This is a genomic window from Streptomyces sp. B1866 (assembly GCF_031932565.1).
Lineage (GTDB): Bacteria > Actinomycetota > Actinomycetes > Streptomycetales > Streptomycetaceae > Streptomyces.
Genome location: NZ_JAVSCF010000160.1, coordinates 1 through 14,865, shown reverse-complemented (window position 1 = coordinate 14,865; position 14,865 = coordinate 1). Strand labels below are relative to the sequence as shown.

Below are 14,865 nucleotides of genomic sequence, written 5' to 3'. Positions count from 1 at the left end.
GCGGCCGCTGGGCGCCGCCCCGGCCCGGGCACCTGGTCCCGCCGCTGCCGTGGGTGTGGGGCCTGCGGCTGGCCCCCCGCGCGGCCAGCCCCGAGGAGCGGGCGCTGGACGAGGCGCTGGCCGGGCTGTCGGCGCCCGCCCGCGCCGCGTACGTGCTGCGCGTCCTGGAGCGGCTGCCCGGCCCGGACACGCGCGACCTGCTGGACGCGGCGGACGTGCCCGACCCCGGGGCCGCGCTCGCCCAGGCCGGCCGGGTGCGGGCCAACGCGACCAGCCCGGACGGCAGGCCGCTGCTCGGCTCGGCCGGCTTCGACCCGTGCTGGCTCCAGGTCCGGCCCACCGACCTGATGCGGCGGCGGCAGCACCTGCGCGCGGCCGTGGCCGGGGCCGCGGTGCTCGTGGTGTGCGGCGCGCTGCTGGGCATGCCCGGCGGCCGCTGGGGCGACGACACGCCCGCCTACGCCCGCAACCCGGCCGTCGAGCAGGCCATGGACCCGGCAACGCTCACCCGTGCCGCGCCCACCGCCTGGCGCCGGGCTACCCGCGCCGACTTCTCCGCCTGGCCCGCGCGGGGCGACCGCACCGGTGACACGGCGCTGCTGCGCCGGGCGCTGGCCATGTGGGCGCACCCGGACCACGCGGTGCACCTGTCGGCCACGCCGGGCACGCCGCCGGGGCCGCCGGCCGGTCCCGCCCAGCTGCTCTTCGCGGGCGAGGTGGACCGGGCCGCGGTGGTGGTGCTGTACGACGGCCTGCGCGTGGTGCGGTACGCCGAGTCCGAGGCCGACGGCGGCACCCTGGCCCTGGACCTCGCCCGTGTCGACGCCGCGACCGCGGCCACGGCCACGGCGCTGGTCATCGGCCGCGCCCACGGCGACGTGCGGTTCCTGACCGCGCCGTGGCTGCGCCAGGCGGCCGTGCGGGACCTGCTCAGGCCCGGCGACCCGGCCCGGCCGCTGCCGCGCACCCAAGACGGCGTGACCGCCCCGGTGGCCAGCCCCGCGCAGGCGCGCGGCTGCCGCTCCTGGACCGCGCTCCAGCTCGGCCCGCACCTGGTGACCGACCTCGGCGAGCTGGTCCCGGCCCGGCTGACGTACGGCGAGCCCGGCCCGGGCGGCGGCCGCGACGCGACGGGCGAGGCGGCCCGCGCGGGCTGGGCGCACGCCGCCTGCCACCTGCCGCTGATGCGCGGCCGCGGGGTGCGTGCGGTGAACGCGTGGCCGTTCGCCGCCCAGCGGCTGCCCGAGGGCGACGGCACCGCCGCGTGGTCCTGCCTGCGCGGCGAGACGTGGCGGGGCGCGGGCAGCAGGGTGATGGCCCAGTTCCGGCCGCCGACGGCGGCACCCGGCGGCCAGGCGGCGATCGTCGCCAGCGCGGACGGCTCGGCGGCGTGCGGCCCGCGCGAGCCCCGCGTGCTCGCGGGCGTGCTGTGGAAGTCGGCGGCCGGGCGCTGGTACGTGCTGGGCGCGGGCAGCCGCCAGGTGATCGCGATCGTGGCGGACGGCGGCGCGCACGGGGTGGCCTCGGGACGGCTGCTGGCCCTGCCCGCCGATCCCGGCAGCCGCGCGGAGCTGGTCGGCAGGCTCACGGACGGGCGCCGCCTGGCCGCGCTGCACTGACGGCCGGGGTCCGCCGGGCACCGGGGCGGCGGCCGCACGCGCGGGCCGTACGGCCGTACGGCTGGCGGCCGCCGGGCCGCGCCCGGTGTCCGTACGGCCGACGGCGCCCTCCTGGCCGCGCCGTGCTCGGCTGCCGTCGGCGCCGGGCGCGCCGCACCGTACGGCAACGCCGCGCCGTGCGTACCGCCGACGGGCACCGCACGCGCGTGCTGACGATCCGCCAGCCCCGGGGCCCCGTGCACCGGGCCCGCCACGCCGCGGGCAGGCGCCTACGGCGGGACCCGTCCGGCTCACCGGCACCCGCCAAGCGCCGCACAGGCGCCGGTCGTTACAGTGTCCGCATGACGACCGGCACGGGGACCCGTACGACGACCGGTACGGGGACGGGCACGCGGCGTCGGATGGCCGTCGAGGAGCGCCGCGAGCAGCTTCTGACCGTCGCGCTCGGCCTGTTCGGCAAGCACTCGCCCGAGGACGTCTCGATCGATCAGATCGCCGAGGCGGCCGGGATATCGCGGCCGCTGATCTACCATTACTTCCCCAGCAAACAGGGCCTGTACGAGGCCGCGCTGCGGCGCGCGGCGGACGAGCTGGTGGGCCGGTTCGCCGAGCCCTTCGACGGCCCGCTCGCGGTGCGGCTGCGGCGCGTCATGAGCCGCTTCTTCGACTTCGTGGAGGAGCACGGGCCCGGTTTCACCGCGCTGATGCGGGGCGGGGCGGCGACGGCGCCCGGCGGCGCGGGCGCGGTCGTGGAGGGCGTGCGGCAGGCCGCGTACGAGCAGCTTCTCACCCACCTCGGCATCGAACGGCCCGCGCCGAGCACCCAGCTGACGGTGCGTTCCTGGGTGTCGCTGGCCGAGACGACGGCGCTGCTGTGGCTGGACGGACGCCGGGTGCCGCGCGCGGAGCTGGAGTCGCGGCTGGTCCACGACTTCGCCGCGCTGGTGGCGGTGGGCGCCGCGTACGACGAGGACATGGCGGCCGCGCTGCGGCGGCTGGTGGCGGACGAGGCGGGGCACGGGCCGCNGGCTGGTCCACGACTTCGCCGCGCTGGTGGCGGTGGGCGCCGCGTACGACGAGGACATGGCGGCCGCGCTGCGGCGGCTGGTGGCGGACGAGGCGGGGCACGGGCCGCTGGCCGACCTGGCGGCCCGGCTCACCGCGCTCACGCCCGGAGGCTGATCCGCCCGGGCCGCGGCCCCGGCCCGGCGGGGGCGAGCGGAGCCCGGATCCGCGCCCCCACCGACCCGTACGGCACCGGACCGCCGGCCCGTACGGCATCAGTCCCCCCACCGTCTCGTAGGGCACCGGACCGCGCGCCCGCGCGCGCCCGCCGCCCCGCCCCCGCGCGTCCTCCCCCGCCCGGCGCGCCGGTGCCGGCCCGCGCCGGGCAGCCGATCCGTGGCCCGGCCACGCACCTCTTCCGCGAGCTCTTCCGCGGGCCCTTGCCGGACTGTTACGTTCCTGCGCGTGCGTCCCGACCACCCCCCGACCCGTTAGGCGTGCCGCCATGACCCAGGAGCTGACCACCCCCGCCGTCCAGACCGAGCCGGCGCGGCCCGGCAGCGGGCGCGGCTGGTGGCGCGACGCCGTCATCTACCAGGTGTACGTGCGGTCGTTCGCCGACAGCGACGGGGACGGCGTCGGAGACCTGCGCGGGGTCCGCGAGCGGCTGCCGCACCTGGCCGGGCTCGGCGTGGACGCCGTCTGGCTCACCCCGTTCTACGTCTCGCCGCAGGCGGACGGCGGCTACGACGTGGCCGACTACCGCGCGGTGGACCCGCTGTTCGGCACGCTCGGGGACGCCGACGACCTGGTGCGCACCGCGCACGAGCTGGGCCTGAAGGTGATCGTGGACATCGTCCCGAACCACACCTCGGACCGGCACCCGTGGTTTCGCGCGGCACTGGCGGACCGGCCCCGGGGGGCGGCCCGCGAGCGCTACCACTTCCGGCCGGGGCGCGGCGCGGACGGCGAGCTGCCGCCCAACGACTGGGAGTCCGTGTTCGGCGGGCCCGCGTGGACCCGTACGGCCGAGCCCGACGGCACGCCCGGCGACTGGTACCTGCACCTGTTCGCGCCCGAGCAGCCCGACCTGAACTGGGACCATCCCGAGGTGCGCGAGGAGTTCGTCTCGATCCTGCGCTTCTGGCTGGACCTGGGCGTGGACGGTTTCCGCGTCGACGTGGCGCACGGCATGGTGAAGGCGCCGGGCATGCCCGACATCGGCCGCGGCGAGCAGGCGCGGCTGATCGCCGGGCAGGCGCTGCCGTTCTTCGACCAGGACGGCGTGCACGACATCCACCGCTCCTGGCGCCGCCTGCTGGACTCCTACGGCGGCGGGCCGGACGGCGCGCGCGTCGGCGTGGCCGAGGCGTGGGTGGCCGACGCCGAGCGGCTGGCGCTGTACGTGCGCCCCGACGAGCTGCACCAGGCGTTCAACTTCCACTTCCTCACCTGCCCGTGGGACGCGGCCGGGATGCGCCGGGTGATCGACGAGTCGCTGGCCGCGACGGCCTCGGTGGGCGCGGCGACGACGTGGGTGCTGTCGAACCACGACGTGGTCCGGCACGCCACCCGCTACGCCGCGGCGGGCCCGGAGCAGGGCCTGGCGCGGGCGCGCGCGGCGGCGCTGCTGATGCTGGCGCTGCCCGGCTCGGCGTACGTCTACCAGGGCGAGGAGCTGGGTCTGCCGGAGGTGCTCGACCTGCCGGACGAGGTGCGCCAGGATCCGGCGTTCCAGCGGGCGGCCGGGCAGGAGGGCTACCGGGACGGCTGCCGGGTGCCGATCCCCTGGTCGCGTACGGGCGCCAGCTACGGGTTCGGGCCGGGCGGCAGCTGGCTGCCGCAGCCGGAGACCTGGGGCGGGCTGAGTGTCGAGGCGCAGGCCGGCGTGCCGGGGTCGACGCTGGAGCTGTACCGCGCCGCCCTCGCCCTGCGGCGGCGGCTGCCGGGCCTGGGCGACGGGCCGATGGCGTGGCTGCCGGCGCCCGAGGGGGTGCTGGCCCTGTCGCGGCCCGGCTTCGTGTGCACGCTCAACACCCTCGGCACGCCGGTGGACCTGCCCGTGCCGGGCCGCGAGCTGCTGGCGTCGGAGCCGATGGCGTACGGGCCGCCGCGGGGCGACGGCGCGGGCGCCGCGGCGGACGGCGCGGGCACGGTGCGGCTGCCCGCCGACTCCTGCGCCTGGTGGGCCGTCTGACGGACGGCGGCACGGTCCGCGGTGTCAGGCGCGCCCGGGCACGGTCCGCAGCGGCCGACGCGCCCGGCACGCCTGCCAGTGTCCGATAACATCCTGTATCGACTAGTTTCAGGACCGCGTGGCCGGCACCGCGCGGAGCCTCCCGGGCACCGGCCGTGCCCGGCTGCCGGACGGGCGCGCGGCGGCCCGGACGGGCGCGCGGCCCGCCGGAGGCGCCCGCGCGCACTCCGGAAGTCGCGCGCCCCTTGCGTCGGGAGATACGAACGGGGCATACGGGACGAAGAACCGACCTGCGGATGATCTGCACGTCGGCCGGAATCTGGCAGACTGGTGTTTTATGGGTGAATCAACTGTGAGGAATCCGGAGGACCGGACGGACACCCCGTCACCCATCGACGAGACCTCGGTCCACCCGGACCACGACCGCGCGGAGCGGGGGCGGCTCATCGAACGGCTGCGCACCCCGCGCAGGCCCCGCCTGTGGTTCGAGATCCTGCTGATCGGCGTCAGCTACTGGACCTACACCCTGATCCGCAACGCCGCTCCGGACCAGCGCACGACCGCGCTGCGGAACGCGGACTGGATCTGGACCGGCGAGCACCGCCTGGGCATGGCCTTCGAGCGGGCCGTCAACCACACGCTCGACTCGGTCGGCTGGCTGATCGTGGGCATGAACTACTACTACGCGACCCTGCATTTCGTGGTGACCATCGGCGTGCTGGTGTGGCTCTACCGCTGGCATCCCGGGCGGTACGCCGCCGCCCGGCTGGCGCTGTTCCTGACCACCGGCGTGGCGCTGCTCGGCTACTACTTCTTCCCGCTGGCGCCGCCCCGCCTGATGGACGGCGGGCGCTTCGTCGACACGGTCGTGGCGCACCACACGTGGGGCTCCATGGCGTCGGGCAACCTGGCCAGCGTGTCCAACCAGTACGCGGCCATGCCGTCGATGCACATCGGCTGGTCGCTGTGGTGCGGCCTGACCATCGCCGCCCTCGCCCGCCCGGCGTGGGTGCGCACGCTGGGCCTGCTCTACCCGGCGGCGACCCTGCTGGTGATCGTCGCGACGGGCAACCACTTCTGGCTGGACGCGGCGGGCGGGGTGCTGTGCCTGTCCTTCGGTTTCGCGCTGTCACGCGCGTGGTACGGGCGGCTGCCGTACCGGCTGCCGCGGCACGTGCCGGACAAGCGCCCGGAGCTGCGCCCCGCCTGAACCGCCGCCCGCGCGGGGTGCGTACGGTACGGCGGTCGCGGAACCAGGTTTTCAAGCGGGATTCCATCGGGTCTCGGCGACCGATGCGAAGATCAGCGGCGTGCATAGCGATCACTCCGCGGCCTCCGCCCCCGTCACCCCGCCCGTCCCCCGCCCCCGCTCCGCGCCGCCGCGCCACCGGCTGGTCGCCACCGACCTCGACGGAACGCTGCTGCGCGGCGACCTGACGGTGTCCGCCCGCACCCTGGACGCGCTCGCCCGCGCGGGCCGCTCCGGCGCGCGGCACCTGGTGGTCACCGGGCGGCCCGCGGCGTCCTGCCGGGAGTTCCTGGTCGCGATGGGCTACCGGGGACTCGCGGTGTGCGGCCAGGGCGCGCAGCTGTACGACTTCGACGCAGACCGGCTGCTGATGACCGCCGCCCTGGACCGGGACCTGGCGCGGGCGGTCGTCAAGCGCACCGAGGAGGAGCTGGACAGCGAGACCCCGCTGGAGCTGGGCGTCGTCACCGCCGCGCCCGCCAACCGGTTCGTGATCACCCGCGCCTTCGCGCCCCGGACCCGGCCCGGCTGGCGGGTGGTGGAGGACCGGGAGGAGCTGTGGGCCGAGCCGATCGAGAAGGTGCTGCTGCGCCACCCCGGCCTGCCGGACGGCCAGGTCGCGGCCGCCGCGGAGCGGGCCGGCGGGGACGAGGTGTCGGTGACGCACTCGGAGAAGGGCATGATCGAGGTGCTGCCCGCCGGCACGGACAAGGGCGTGGGCCTGCGGCGGGCGGCGGACCTGCTGGGGTGCGCGCCGTGGGAGACGGTCGCGTTCGGCGACATGCCGAACGACATCCCGATGCTGACCTGGTCGGGGTACGGCGTGGCGATGGGCAACGCCCACCCGCGGCTCGTCGCGGTCGCCGACGAGGTGGCGCCGGGCAACGAGGAGGACGGCGTGGCGGCGGTCCTGGAGCGGCTGTTCCCGGGCGCGACCCGCTGACCGCGCCCGGGGCCGGTCCGCCGATCCCGACCGCTCCCGCGCTTCCGGCCGCCCCCGGCCGCTTCCGGTGCGTACGGGCCCGTACGCGCGCGCAGGCGCGTCGCCCGTACGCGCGGGAGGCGCCGTACGCCCGGGACCCGCACGCGCGGGAGGCGCCGTACGTCCGGGACGCCCGCCCGCGCGGGACGGCCGCGGGCCCCGGCCGGGGTCGGACGGCGGTTGACGCCCGGCCCCTGACCTGGACAGACTGCCCCGGTGACGCGCAGCGAGCCGAGTTACGTGGACCAGCGGTCGGGCGCCTCGTACCCGATCGACGCGTGGCGCTGGCGGGGCGACGACGGCGCGCCGCTGACCGTCTCCCCGCTGCCGGGCATCACCCCCGCCGACATCGACACGGGCACCCGTTCGCTGTGGCGCTACCGGGCGGCCTTCCCCGACCTGCCCGGCGGCCCGGTCTCGCTCGGCGAGGGCGGCACGCCGCTGGTGCCGGGGGTCTGGGGGCGGACGCCGGTGCTGTTCAAGCCGGAGTGGTTCGCGCCCACCGGAAGCTTCAAGGACCGCGGGACGAGCCTGATGATCTCGTTCCTGGCCGGGCGGGGCGTGCCGGAGGTGATCGAGGACAGCTCCGGCAACGGCGGCGCGTCGGTCGCCGCCTACTGCGCGGCGGCCGGCATCCGGGCCACCATCCTGGCCCCGGCCGGGACCTCGCCGTCGAAGGTGCTGCAGAGCCGGGCGTACGGGGCGGCGGTGGAGCTGGTGCCGGGCGGACGGGACGCGGCGGCGGCCGAGGCGCTGCGCCGGTCGGCCCGCACCGCGTACGCCGGGCACAACTGGCACCCGTTCTTCCTCCAGGGCACCAAGACCCTCGCCTACGAGCTGTGGGAGGACCTGGGCTTCGCGGCGCCCGACGCGGTGGTGACGGTGGCCGGGGCGGGCAGCACGGTGCTGGGGCTGGACATCGGCTTCACCGAGCTGCTGTCCGCCGGGCAGATCGCCCGCCGCCCCCGGCTGCTGGTCGCCCAGCCCGCGCACTGCGCGCCGCTGCACGCCGCCTTCCAGGCGGGTGCGGACGGCCCGGTGCCGGTCGCCGTCGCGCCGACGATCGCCGAGGGCGCGGCCATCCGCAAGCCCGTGCGGCTGCCGGAGGTGCTGGCGGCCGTGCGGCGGTCGGAGGGCGACATGGCCGCGGTGCCGGAGGCGGACATCGCGGCGGCGGCGCGGCGGCTGGCCGCCACGGGCCTGTTCGCGGAGCCGACCAGCGCGACGGCGGCCGCCGCGCTGGACACCTTCCGCGCCCGGGGCGCGCTGCGGGCCGGGGAGACGACGGTCGTGCTGCTGACCGGGTCGGGGCTGAAGGCGCAGGCGGCGATGGCCGGGCTGTTCGGGACGGACGGCTGACGGCCGCCACCGGGCGGGCCGCGCTCCGGCCCCGAGCGGCGGGCGCGTCCGGGCGGTGGAGCGCGCCCTACGGGCCGGGCGCGGCTCCTCGTACGCCGCCGGGTGCGGCCCCTGGCACCAGGGCGGGTGCCGGCCCGGTGCCCCGCCCGCCGGGCGGCGTCACCCGTCGTACCCGTAGAACAGCCGCTCCATCACCGTCCGCGCCCGCCGGGTCGTACGCCGGTAGTCGTCCAGCATCTGCCCGACGTGGCCCGGCCCGTACCCGAGGTAGCGGCCTACCGCGGCCAGCTCCCGGCCGGGGGCGGGGAAGGTGTCGCCGGGGCGGCCGCGGACCAGCATCACGCCGTTGCGGACCCGGGTGGCCAGCACCCACGCCGCGTCCAGCACGCGCGCGTCGGCGCCGCTGATCAGCCCCGCCTCGCTCGCCGCGGCCAGCGCCTCGCGGGTGCGGGTGGTGCGCAGGCCGGGCACGGCCCAGGCGTGCCGCAGCTGGAGGAGCTGCACGGTCCACTCCACGTCGGACAGGCCGCCGCGGCCCAGCTTGACGTGGGTGGCCGGGTCGGCGCCGCGCGGCAGGCGCTCGGACTCCATGCGGGCCTTCAGGCGCCGGATCTCGCGGACCTCGTCCTCGTCGAGCCCGTCGGCCGGATAGCGCAGCGGGTCGATCAGCTCCATGAAGCGCGCGCCGAGCTGCGGGTCGCCCGCGACCGGCTCCGCGCGCAGCAGGGCCTGGCTCTCCCACACCAGCGACCAGCGCCGGTAGTAGGCGGCGTACGAGGCGAGGGTGCGCGCCAGCGGCCCGGACCGGCCCTCCGGGCGCAGGTCGGCGTCCACGAGTAAGGGCGGGTCGGAGGAGGGCAGCTGGAGCAGCCGCCGCACCTCGTTGGCCATGGTGAAGGCGGCGCGGGCGGCCTCCTGCTCGTCCACGCCGTCGCGCGGCTCGTGGACGAAGAGCACGTCGGCGTCCGAGCCGTAGCCCTGCTCGTGGCCGCCGAAGCGGCCCATGCCGATGACGGCGAAGCGGGTGGGCGACTCGTCGCCCCAGGTGGCGCCGACGGCGGCGCGCAGGGCGCCGGCCAGGGTGGCGGCGTTGAGGTCGGAGACGGCGTCGCCGACCATGCCGACCAGGTCCGCGGCCTCCTTGGTGGGACCCTCGGCCTCCCGGGCGTCCTTCGCCGCGTCGCCGACGGGTTTCGGGCCCTCGGCGGGCGGCCGGGGGACGGCCGGCCAGCCGTCCGCGTACCGCTCGTCGGCGCTGACCGAGCGGGAGCTTTCGATCAGGTCGGCGGCGGCGGTGCGGAACAGCTCGCGGCGCCGCACGCCGCGGGCGGCGGCGACCGCCTGCTCGGCCCCGTCGGCGCGGCCGACGGCGGCGAGGATCTCCTGTTCGAGCGAGGCCCGGCCGCGTGGCCGCAGGCCCTCCGGGTCGCCGAGCAGGGCGACCGCCTCGGGGGCGCGCAGCAGCAGGTCGGGGGCGAGACGGCCGCCGGACAGGACCCGCGCCAGGTTCTCGGCGGCGGCGCCCTCGTCCCGCAGCAGCCGCAGATACCACGGCGTCTTGCCCAACGCGTCGGAGACCTTGCGGAAGTTGAGCAGACCAGCGTCAGGGTCTGCGGAGTCCGCGAACCAGCCCAGCAGCACGGGCAGCAGCGTACGCTGAATCGCCGCCTTCCGTGAGACGCCCGAGGCCAGAGCCTCCAGGTGCCGCAGCGCGGCGGCCGGATCGGCGTAGCCGAGGGCCTCCAGGCGCTGGCCGGCGGCCTCGGCGCTCAGCCGCGCCTCGCCGGGCTCCAGCTGGGCGACGGCGTCCAGCAGCGGCCGGTAGAACAACTTCTCGTGCAGCCGCCGCACCTCGCGGGAGTGCCGCCGCCACTCCTGGCGCAGCTCGGTCACCGGCTCGGTGCGCAGGCCCACCGAGCGGCCCAGGCGGCGCAGGTCCGCCTCGTCGTCGGGCATCAGGTGGGTGCGCCGCAGCCGGTGCAGCTGGATGCGGTGCTCCAGGGTGCGCAGGAAGCGGTACGCGGAGTCCATGGCGGCGGCGTCGGCGCGGCCCACGTAGCCGCCCGCGGCCAGCTCCTTGAGGGCGACGAGGGTGGTGGGGCTGCGCAGGCCGGGGTCGGAGCGGCCGTGGACGAGCTGGAGGAGCTGCACGGCGAACTCGACGTCGCGCAGGCCGCCGGGGCCGAGCTTCAGCTCGCGGTCGAGGTGGGCGGCGGGGATGGCCTCCACCACGCGGCGGCGCATCTGCTGCACGTCGGAGACGAAGTTCTCCCGCTCGGCGGCCTGCCACACCAGGGGGGTGACGGCGTCGAGGTAGGCCTGGCCGAGCCGGGCGTCGCCGGCCACCGGTCGGGCCTTGAGCAGCGCCTGGAACTCCCAGGTCTTGGCCCAGCGCTGGTAGTAGGCGAGGTGGCTGGTCAGGGTGCGCACCAGCGGCCCGTTGCGGCCCTCGGGCCGCAGGTTGGGGTCGACGGCCCAGATGGCGCCCTCGCCGGTGACCTCGGAGCACACCCGCATCATCCGGGAGGCCAGCCGGGTGGCGGCCTTCAGGGCCCGGGCCTCGGCGCCGGGCTGGTCGGTGTCCTCGTCCCGGGGCTCGGCGACGAAGATCACATCGACGTCGGAGACGTAGTTCAGCTCGCGGCCGCCGCACTTGCCCATGCCGATCACGGCGAGCCGGCAGGACGCGGCGTCGGCGGGCTGCTCCTCGGCGGCGATCTCCAGCGCGGCACGCAGCGTGGCGGAGGCCAGGTCGGCCAGCTCGGCGGCGGTCTGGGCGAAGTCGGCGGTGCCGCACACGTCGCGGGCGGCGACGCCCAGCAGCGCGCGGCGGTAGGCGGTGCGCAGCGCGTCGGCCCTGCCGCGGCCCGCGCCGGGCGGCCCCCAGACGCCTTCGGCGAGGGCCTGCTCGAACTCGGGGGTGGCCGGGTTGAGGTCGGCCGGCTCGTAGGTGGCCAGGCTCTCCCAGTCGCCGGGGTGGCGCGCCAGGTGGTCGCCCAGCGCCTCGGACGCGCCGAGGACGCCGAGCAGCCGGTCGCGCAGCGGCTTGGCGGTGACGAGCGTGGTGAGGAGGGCCTGCCGCCGCCCGGGGCCGCCGCGCTCCAGCGCCTCGGCCAGCCGGACCAGGCCGCGCAGGGCCAGGCCGGGGTCGGCGGTGGCGCCGAGCGCGTCCAGCAGCACCGGGTCGGCGCGCACGCCGGCCAGCGGCGCGGAGTCCAGCAGCCGCTCGGCGGCCGCGGGGTCGGTGAAGCCGTATCTGACCAGCCGGATGAACGTACTGCTCCGGCGTCCCTCGGGCAGACTGGGCACACTCATCTCGCAGGCCTCCCGCCGCGGCCCGCCGGACGTGCCGGCCGGCGTGTCGACTCGCTCGCGCCTTGTCCCGGCGTCCCGGGGTGCCTGGCCGGTGTCCCGCGCCCGGCGCCGGTCCTGAGACTGGCGCCGGTCCCGCGTCCGGTGTCCCGCGCTCCCGGTGTCCCGCGCCGATCAAGGCCACGGACGAGCGTACCCGCCGCGGCCGCGGAACGGCTCGCCGGCCGGCGCGTCACGGCGCCGTCACAGCACCGGCAGGCTCTTGCGCAGCTCGAAGGGGGTGACCTCGGAGCGGTACTCCTCCCATTCCTGCTTCTTGTTGCGCAGGAACTTACGGGCCCGATCGGCGACCTGGCAAGGCTCCACCGGGACGGCCTGTGACCTGCGGTCGGGCTGTGGTTGTTGGTCGTTGTTGGTCGTCGTTGGCTGTCCTCGGACGGCCCACAGACGGCCCGGCGGGGGCGGCCGGGGGCCGCTAACGTTAGCGACCGGATCCGCTAGCGTTAGCGGCCCTGCTAGCGCCTCAGACGGCCGTTGAACTGGACGTTAGCCGTTAGCGGGCCGCGGCCGGGAAGGCATCGAATCGGCCCTAGGCGGGGGTTGAGGGGCCCGGGGCGGGACCGCTAACGCTAGGGGCGCAACGCTCTAGCGCTAGAGGGTCCGCTAGCGGCTCGAACGGCCGTTGAGCAGGGTGTTAGCGGTTAGCGGGCCCCGGCCGGGAAGGCGCCGAAACCGGCCGTACGGCGAGGTTGGGGACCCCGGTCGGGGCCGCTATCGCACCGGGTGCCTGGCCCCGGCCGGGCGGCCTTCCCAATCGCGGGCGGCCCGCCTCGCGGCGGGTCGCACAGCCGGTGCGGCAACGCTGAGTACAGGGAGGCGCCCGGAGCGGCAGGGAGAACTCCCTGCTTGCCTCCCTGACCCTGCCTCCCTGGTCTGACCTGCGCAGACCAGGCTCAGGGGAGGCCAGGGAGGCAGGGAGGCCACCGCCGGGACGGGTCCTGAACCCCTCGGACAGGGCCCGCCAAGATGGGGCCTGCCTCCCTCCCTGTTTCAGCTGTAACAGACAGTGACGGGGAGGGCTCGGGGAGACGGGGAGTTCTCCCCCCGACGCCTCCCCGCTCGACCTTCCCAGCGTTGACCTGCGGCCGCCCCCCTCCGGGGGAGGCGGGGAGGCAGGGGAGGCGGCCCGCGACCCGGCCCTCAAAGCCCCGCCTGCGGCCGCCCCCCTCCTAAGAGCCTTCCTCCCCCAGTACACACGGTGACGCGCCCAGCAAGAGGGACCGCCCTGCGGGCGGGCGTTTGTCGGCGCGCGGTCGGCCCGTGAGGCTGACCGCCGTCGCGCGTCTGCGGCCGGGTATACCGCCGGGAGGCTCTTAGGGAGGGGAGGCCCCGGTGGACCCGCAATGCCCCCAGTCGCGGCTCAGGCACCGAAGAGACCACCCGCCCCGCCCGGGTGGTCTCTTCCCACGGCCACGGCTACGTCGGGGCCTGCCCGCCGTTGGCCCTCCTCTGTTGTATGTGCGGGAGCTCTCGGAGGCGTTTCAGGGGGGGGCGGCCATCTTCGCTTGCTCCCCCTATGAAAAGCGGGGGTCATGGGTGGGAGTGGGCGCTATCTTCCAGTGACTTCAGTACCGAATCAGGGTCGCCATCGTAGGAAAGGTGAGGCTCGTCGGACTCGGGAGGCACGAACCGGGCCCGATAACGGATCAGGTCGCTTTCAGCGAAATAGATCGAGTTCGGATCGGCTTCATGCCGCGCATTCCGCTCACTTACACGCGACCAGAGTTCTTCGTGACTGGCCTCCAAGTAGACCAGCACCGAGATTGCTCCGGCGTGGGTCGCGATCAACCGCCATCGAGCGCGGTCGCCTGGCGTCCAGAAACCATGGTCGACCACTACGTCATGCCCAGCTTGGAGCTGCTTACGGAGTTCCATGGAGATCTCTTCGAGGACCGGACGCTCAAGGGTCGGAAACGTGCCCCGGGGAAAGTCGACCCCGTATACGCCATGTCGACGCCACATCTCTTCGTCTGGACAAAGCCTGACGAAGCCTCGGGCCGTGAGTGCACGTGACAGCGTCGTCTTACCCGAGCCGGGGAGTCCTGCCATCAGGACGCAGAACGGCCGACGGGCGTCGTTGGCTGTCATCACTGAGTGACTTCCGATTCCGTCCGCCACGTACGACCCGGACTCCCAAGGTCAACGCCATATTCCACAACACTGCCCTCACTGTCGACGAATTTCGCGGTCATCAAAACTACTGGCTCTGCTGGCGGCTTCGCGGGGTCCAATTCCAAGAGTTCCGCATCCTCCGGCGTAAGTAGACGCGCCGATGCCGTGTCGATCCGGTGAGTGATCGGTCGGCCGGTGGCCTCAGCAATGAGTTGTAGCGAAGTCCCCCCGGACAGGCGCTCACTCTTCGCCAGTTGCGGGACCAACTTCCCATACTGGGCAGGAATCCACGACGTGGAGTGCGCAACGATGCCATGCCGGTCGCGATACACGCGGCGTCGCCTGATCACATCCGAACCAGGCCGGATGTCCAACGCCTGGGCCACGTCTGCGGGTGTCGACACAACTGAAGCCTGGTGGGAGTCGGACCGTTCGCCGGTTCCCCAACTGGATCCGGTGTGGCGTCCTCGGTCCTGGCGCTGAGATCCGGAGGACATCGGGGCAGGAAGGTCCAGCACCTCCGTCCCGATGCCGTGGATACCCCTGACGAGCCCATCGTTGCGCAGCTTGCGCAACGCCTTCTCGGCGGTCGCAGTGCTGACCTTCCACTCCTGCGACAGGCTCTTGATGCTCGGCAGGAGCGAGCCCGGCCGCAGCTCACCGGACGTGATCAGCCCCGCATAGTGGGCGGCAATCTGCGCGTATGGCGCTCGGTTGTCGGCCTGATCCGACATCGTCAGCTCCTTGTCTCGGTGGATCGGTTCCCTACTGTACCGCTTGACACCCTAGGGTGCCCTAGGGAACCCTAGGGATGTCGCCGACCGAGTCGGTCTCGGCGACACCGCGCCCCGGCTTGGGGCGCTGATCCGCGAAAAGTCCTGGTCACGCAGGAAAAGCAAGGAGCGGCTTCCACCGCCAAGCAGACAGCCGCTCCCTGACCCTCGAAGGGGTAGTTCCATGATGCCTGGAA

8 protein-coding genes and 2 pseudogenes are annotated in these 14,865 nt (G+C 75.4%); 6 read left to right on the top strand and 4 right to left on the bottom strand.

Features of this window, described 5'->3' with window-relative positions; translation table 11 throughout:
- The 6 genes and pseudogenes from RKE29_RS20010 to RKE29_RS19985 all read left to right on the top strand — a co-directional run.
- On the top strand, nt 1-1,619 hold a 1,619-nt coding region (locus RKE29_RS20010), incomplete at its 5' end, for a hypothetical protein (protein WP_312006836.1).
- Between the two features lie 401 nt (nt 1,620-2,020).
- A pseudogene (locus tag RKE29_RS20005) lies at nt 2,021-2,629 on the top strand (TetR/AcrR family transcriptional regulator); the annotation flags it as partial.
- A gap of 500 nt (nt 2,630-3,129) precedes the next feature.
- Entirely contained in the window at nt 3,130-4,821 is a 1,692-nt protein-coding gene (locus RKE29_RS20000) for a glycoside hydrolase family 13 protein (protein WP_312006835.1), read from the top strand.
- A 337-nt stretch (nt 4,822-5,158) separates the two neighbouring features.
- Nucleotides 5,159-6,031, top strand: a complete 873-nt coding sequence (locus RKE29_RS19995) for a phosphatase PAP2 family protein (protein WP_312006834.1) — start codon at nt 5,159-5,161, stop codon at nt 6,029-6,031.
- 100 nt (nt 6,032-6,131) lie between these two features.
- Nucleotides 6,132-7,013 (top strand): Cof-type HAD-IIB family hydrolase, encoded by an 882-nt coding sequence (locus RKE29_RS19990; protein ID WP_312006833.1) that lies wholly within the window; start codon nt 6,132-6,134, stop codon nt 7,011-7,013.
- 279 nt (nt 7,014-7,292) lie between these two features.
- The gene (locus RKE29_RS19985) at nt 7,293-8,411 is read left to right on the top strand and encodes a pyridoxal-phosphate dependent enzyme (RefSeq protein WP_312006837.1); all 1,119 of its coding nucleotides are present in this window, start codon (nt 7,293-7,295) and stop codon (nt 8,409-8,411) included.
- 159 nt (nt 8,412-8,570) lie between these two features.
- Here the strand turns inward: RKE29_RS19985 and RKE29_RS19980 are convergent, their stop codons facing one another.
- The 4 genes and pseudogenes from RKE29_RS19980 to RKE29_RS19965 all read right to left on the bottom strand — a co-directional run bounded on the left by RKE29_RS19980 (nt 8,571) and on the right by RKE29_RS19965 (nt 14,629).
- Entirely contained in the window at nt 8,571-11,726 is a 3,156-nt protein-coding gene (locus RKE29_RS19980; protein WP_312006832.1) for a bifunctional [glutamine synthetase] adenylyltransferase/[glutamine synthetase]-adenylyl-L-tyrosine phosphorylase, read from the bottom strand.
- Between the two features lie 240 nt (nt 11,727-11,966).
- Nucleotides 11,967-12,053 (bottom strand): annotated as a pseudogene (locus RKE29_RS19975) (glutamine synthetase); the annotation flags it as partial.
- Nucleotides 12,054-13,313: 1,260 nt separating this feature from the next.
- The gene (locus RKE29_RS19970; protein WP_312006831.1) at nt 13,314-13,871 is read right to left on the bottom strand and encodes an ATP-binding protein; all 558 of its coding nucleotides are present in this window, start codon (nt 13,869-13,871) and stop codon (nt 13,314-13,316) included.
- Nucleotides 13,871-14,629, bottom strand: coding sequence for a GntR family transcriptional regulator (locus tag RKE29_RS19965; RefSeq protein ID WP_312006830.1), 759 nt, complete (start codon nt 14,627-14,629; stop codon nt 13,871-13,873). Before RKE29_RS19965 ends, RKE29_RS19970 begins: the two co-directional genes overlap by 1 nt.
- Nucleotides 14,630-14,865 lie beyond the last annotated feature (236 nt).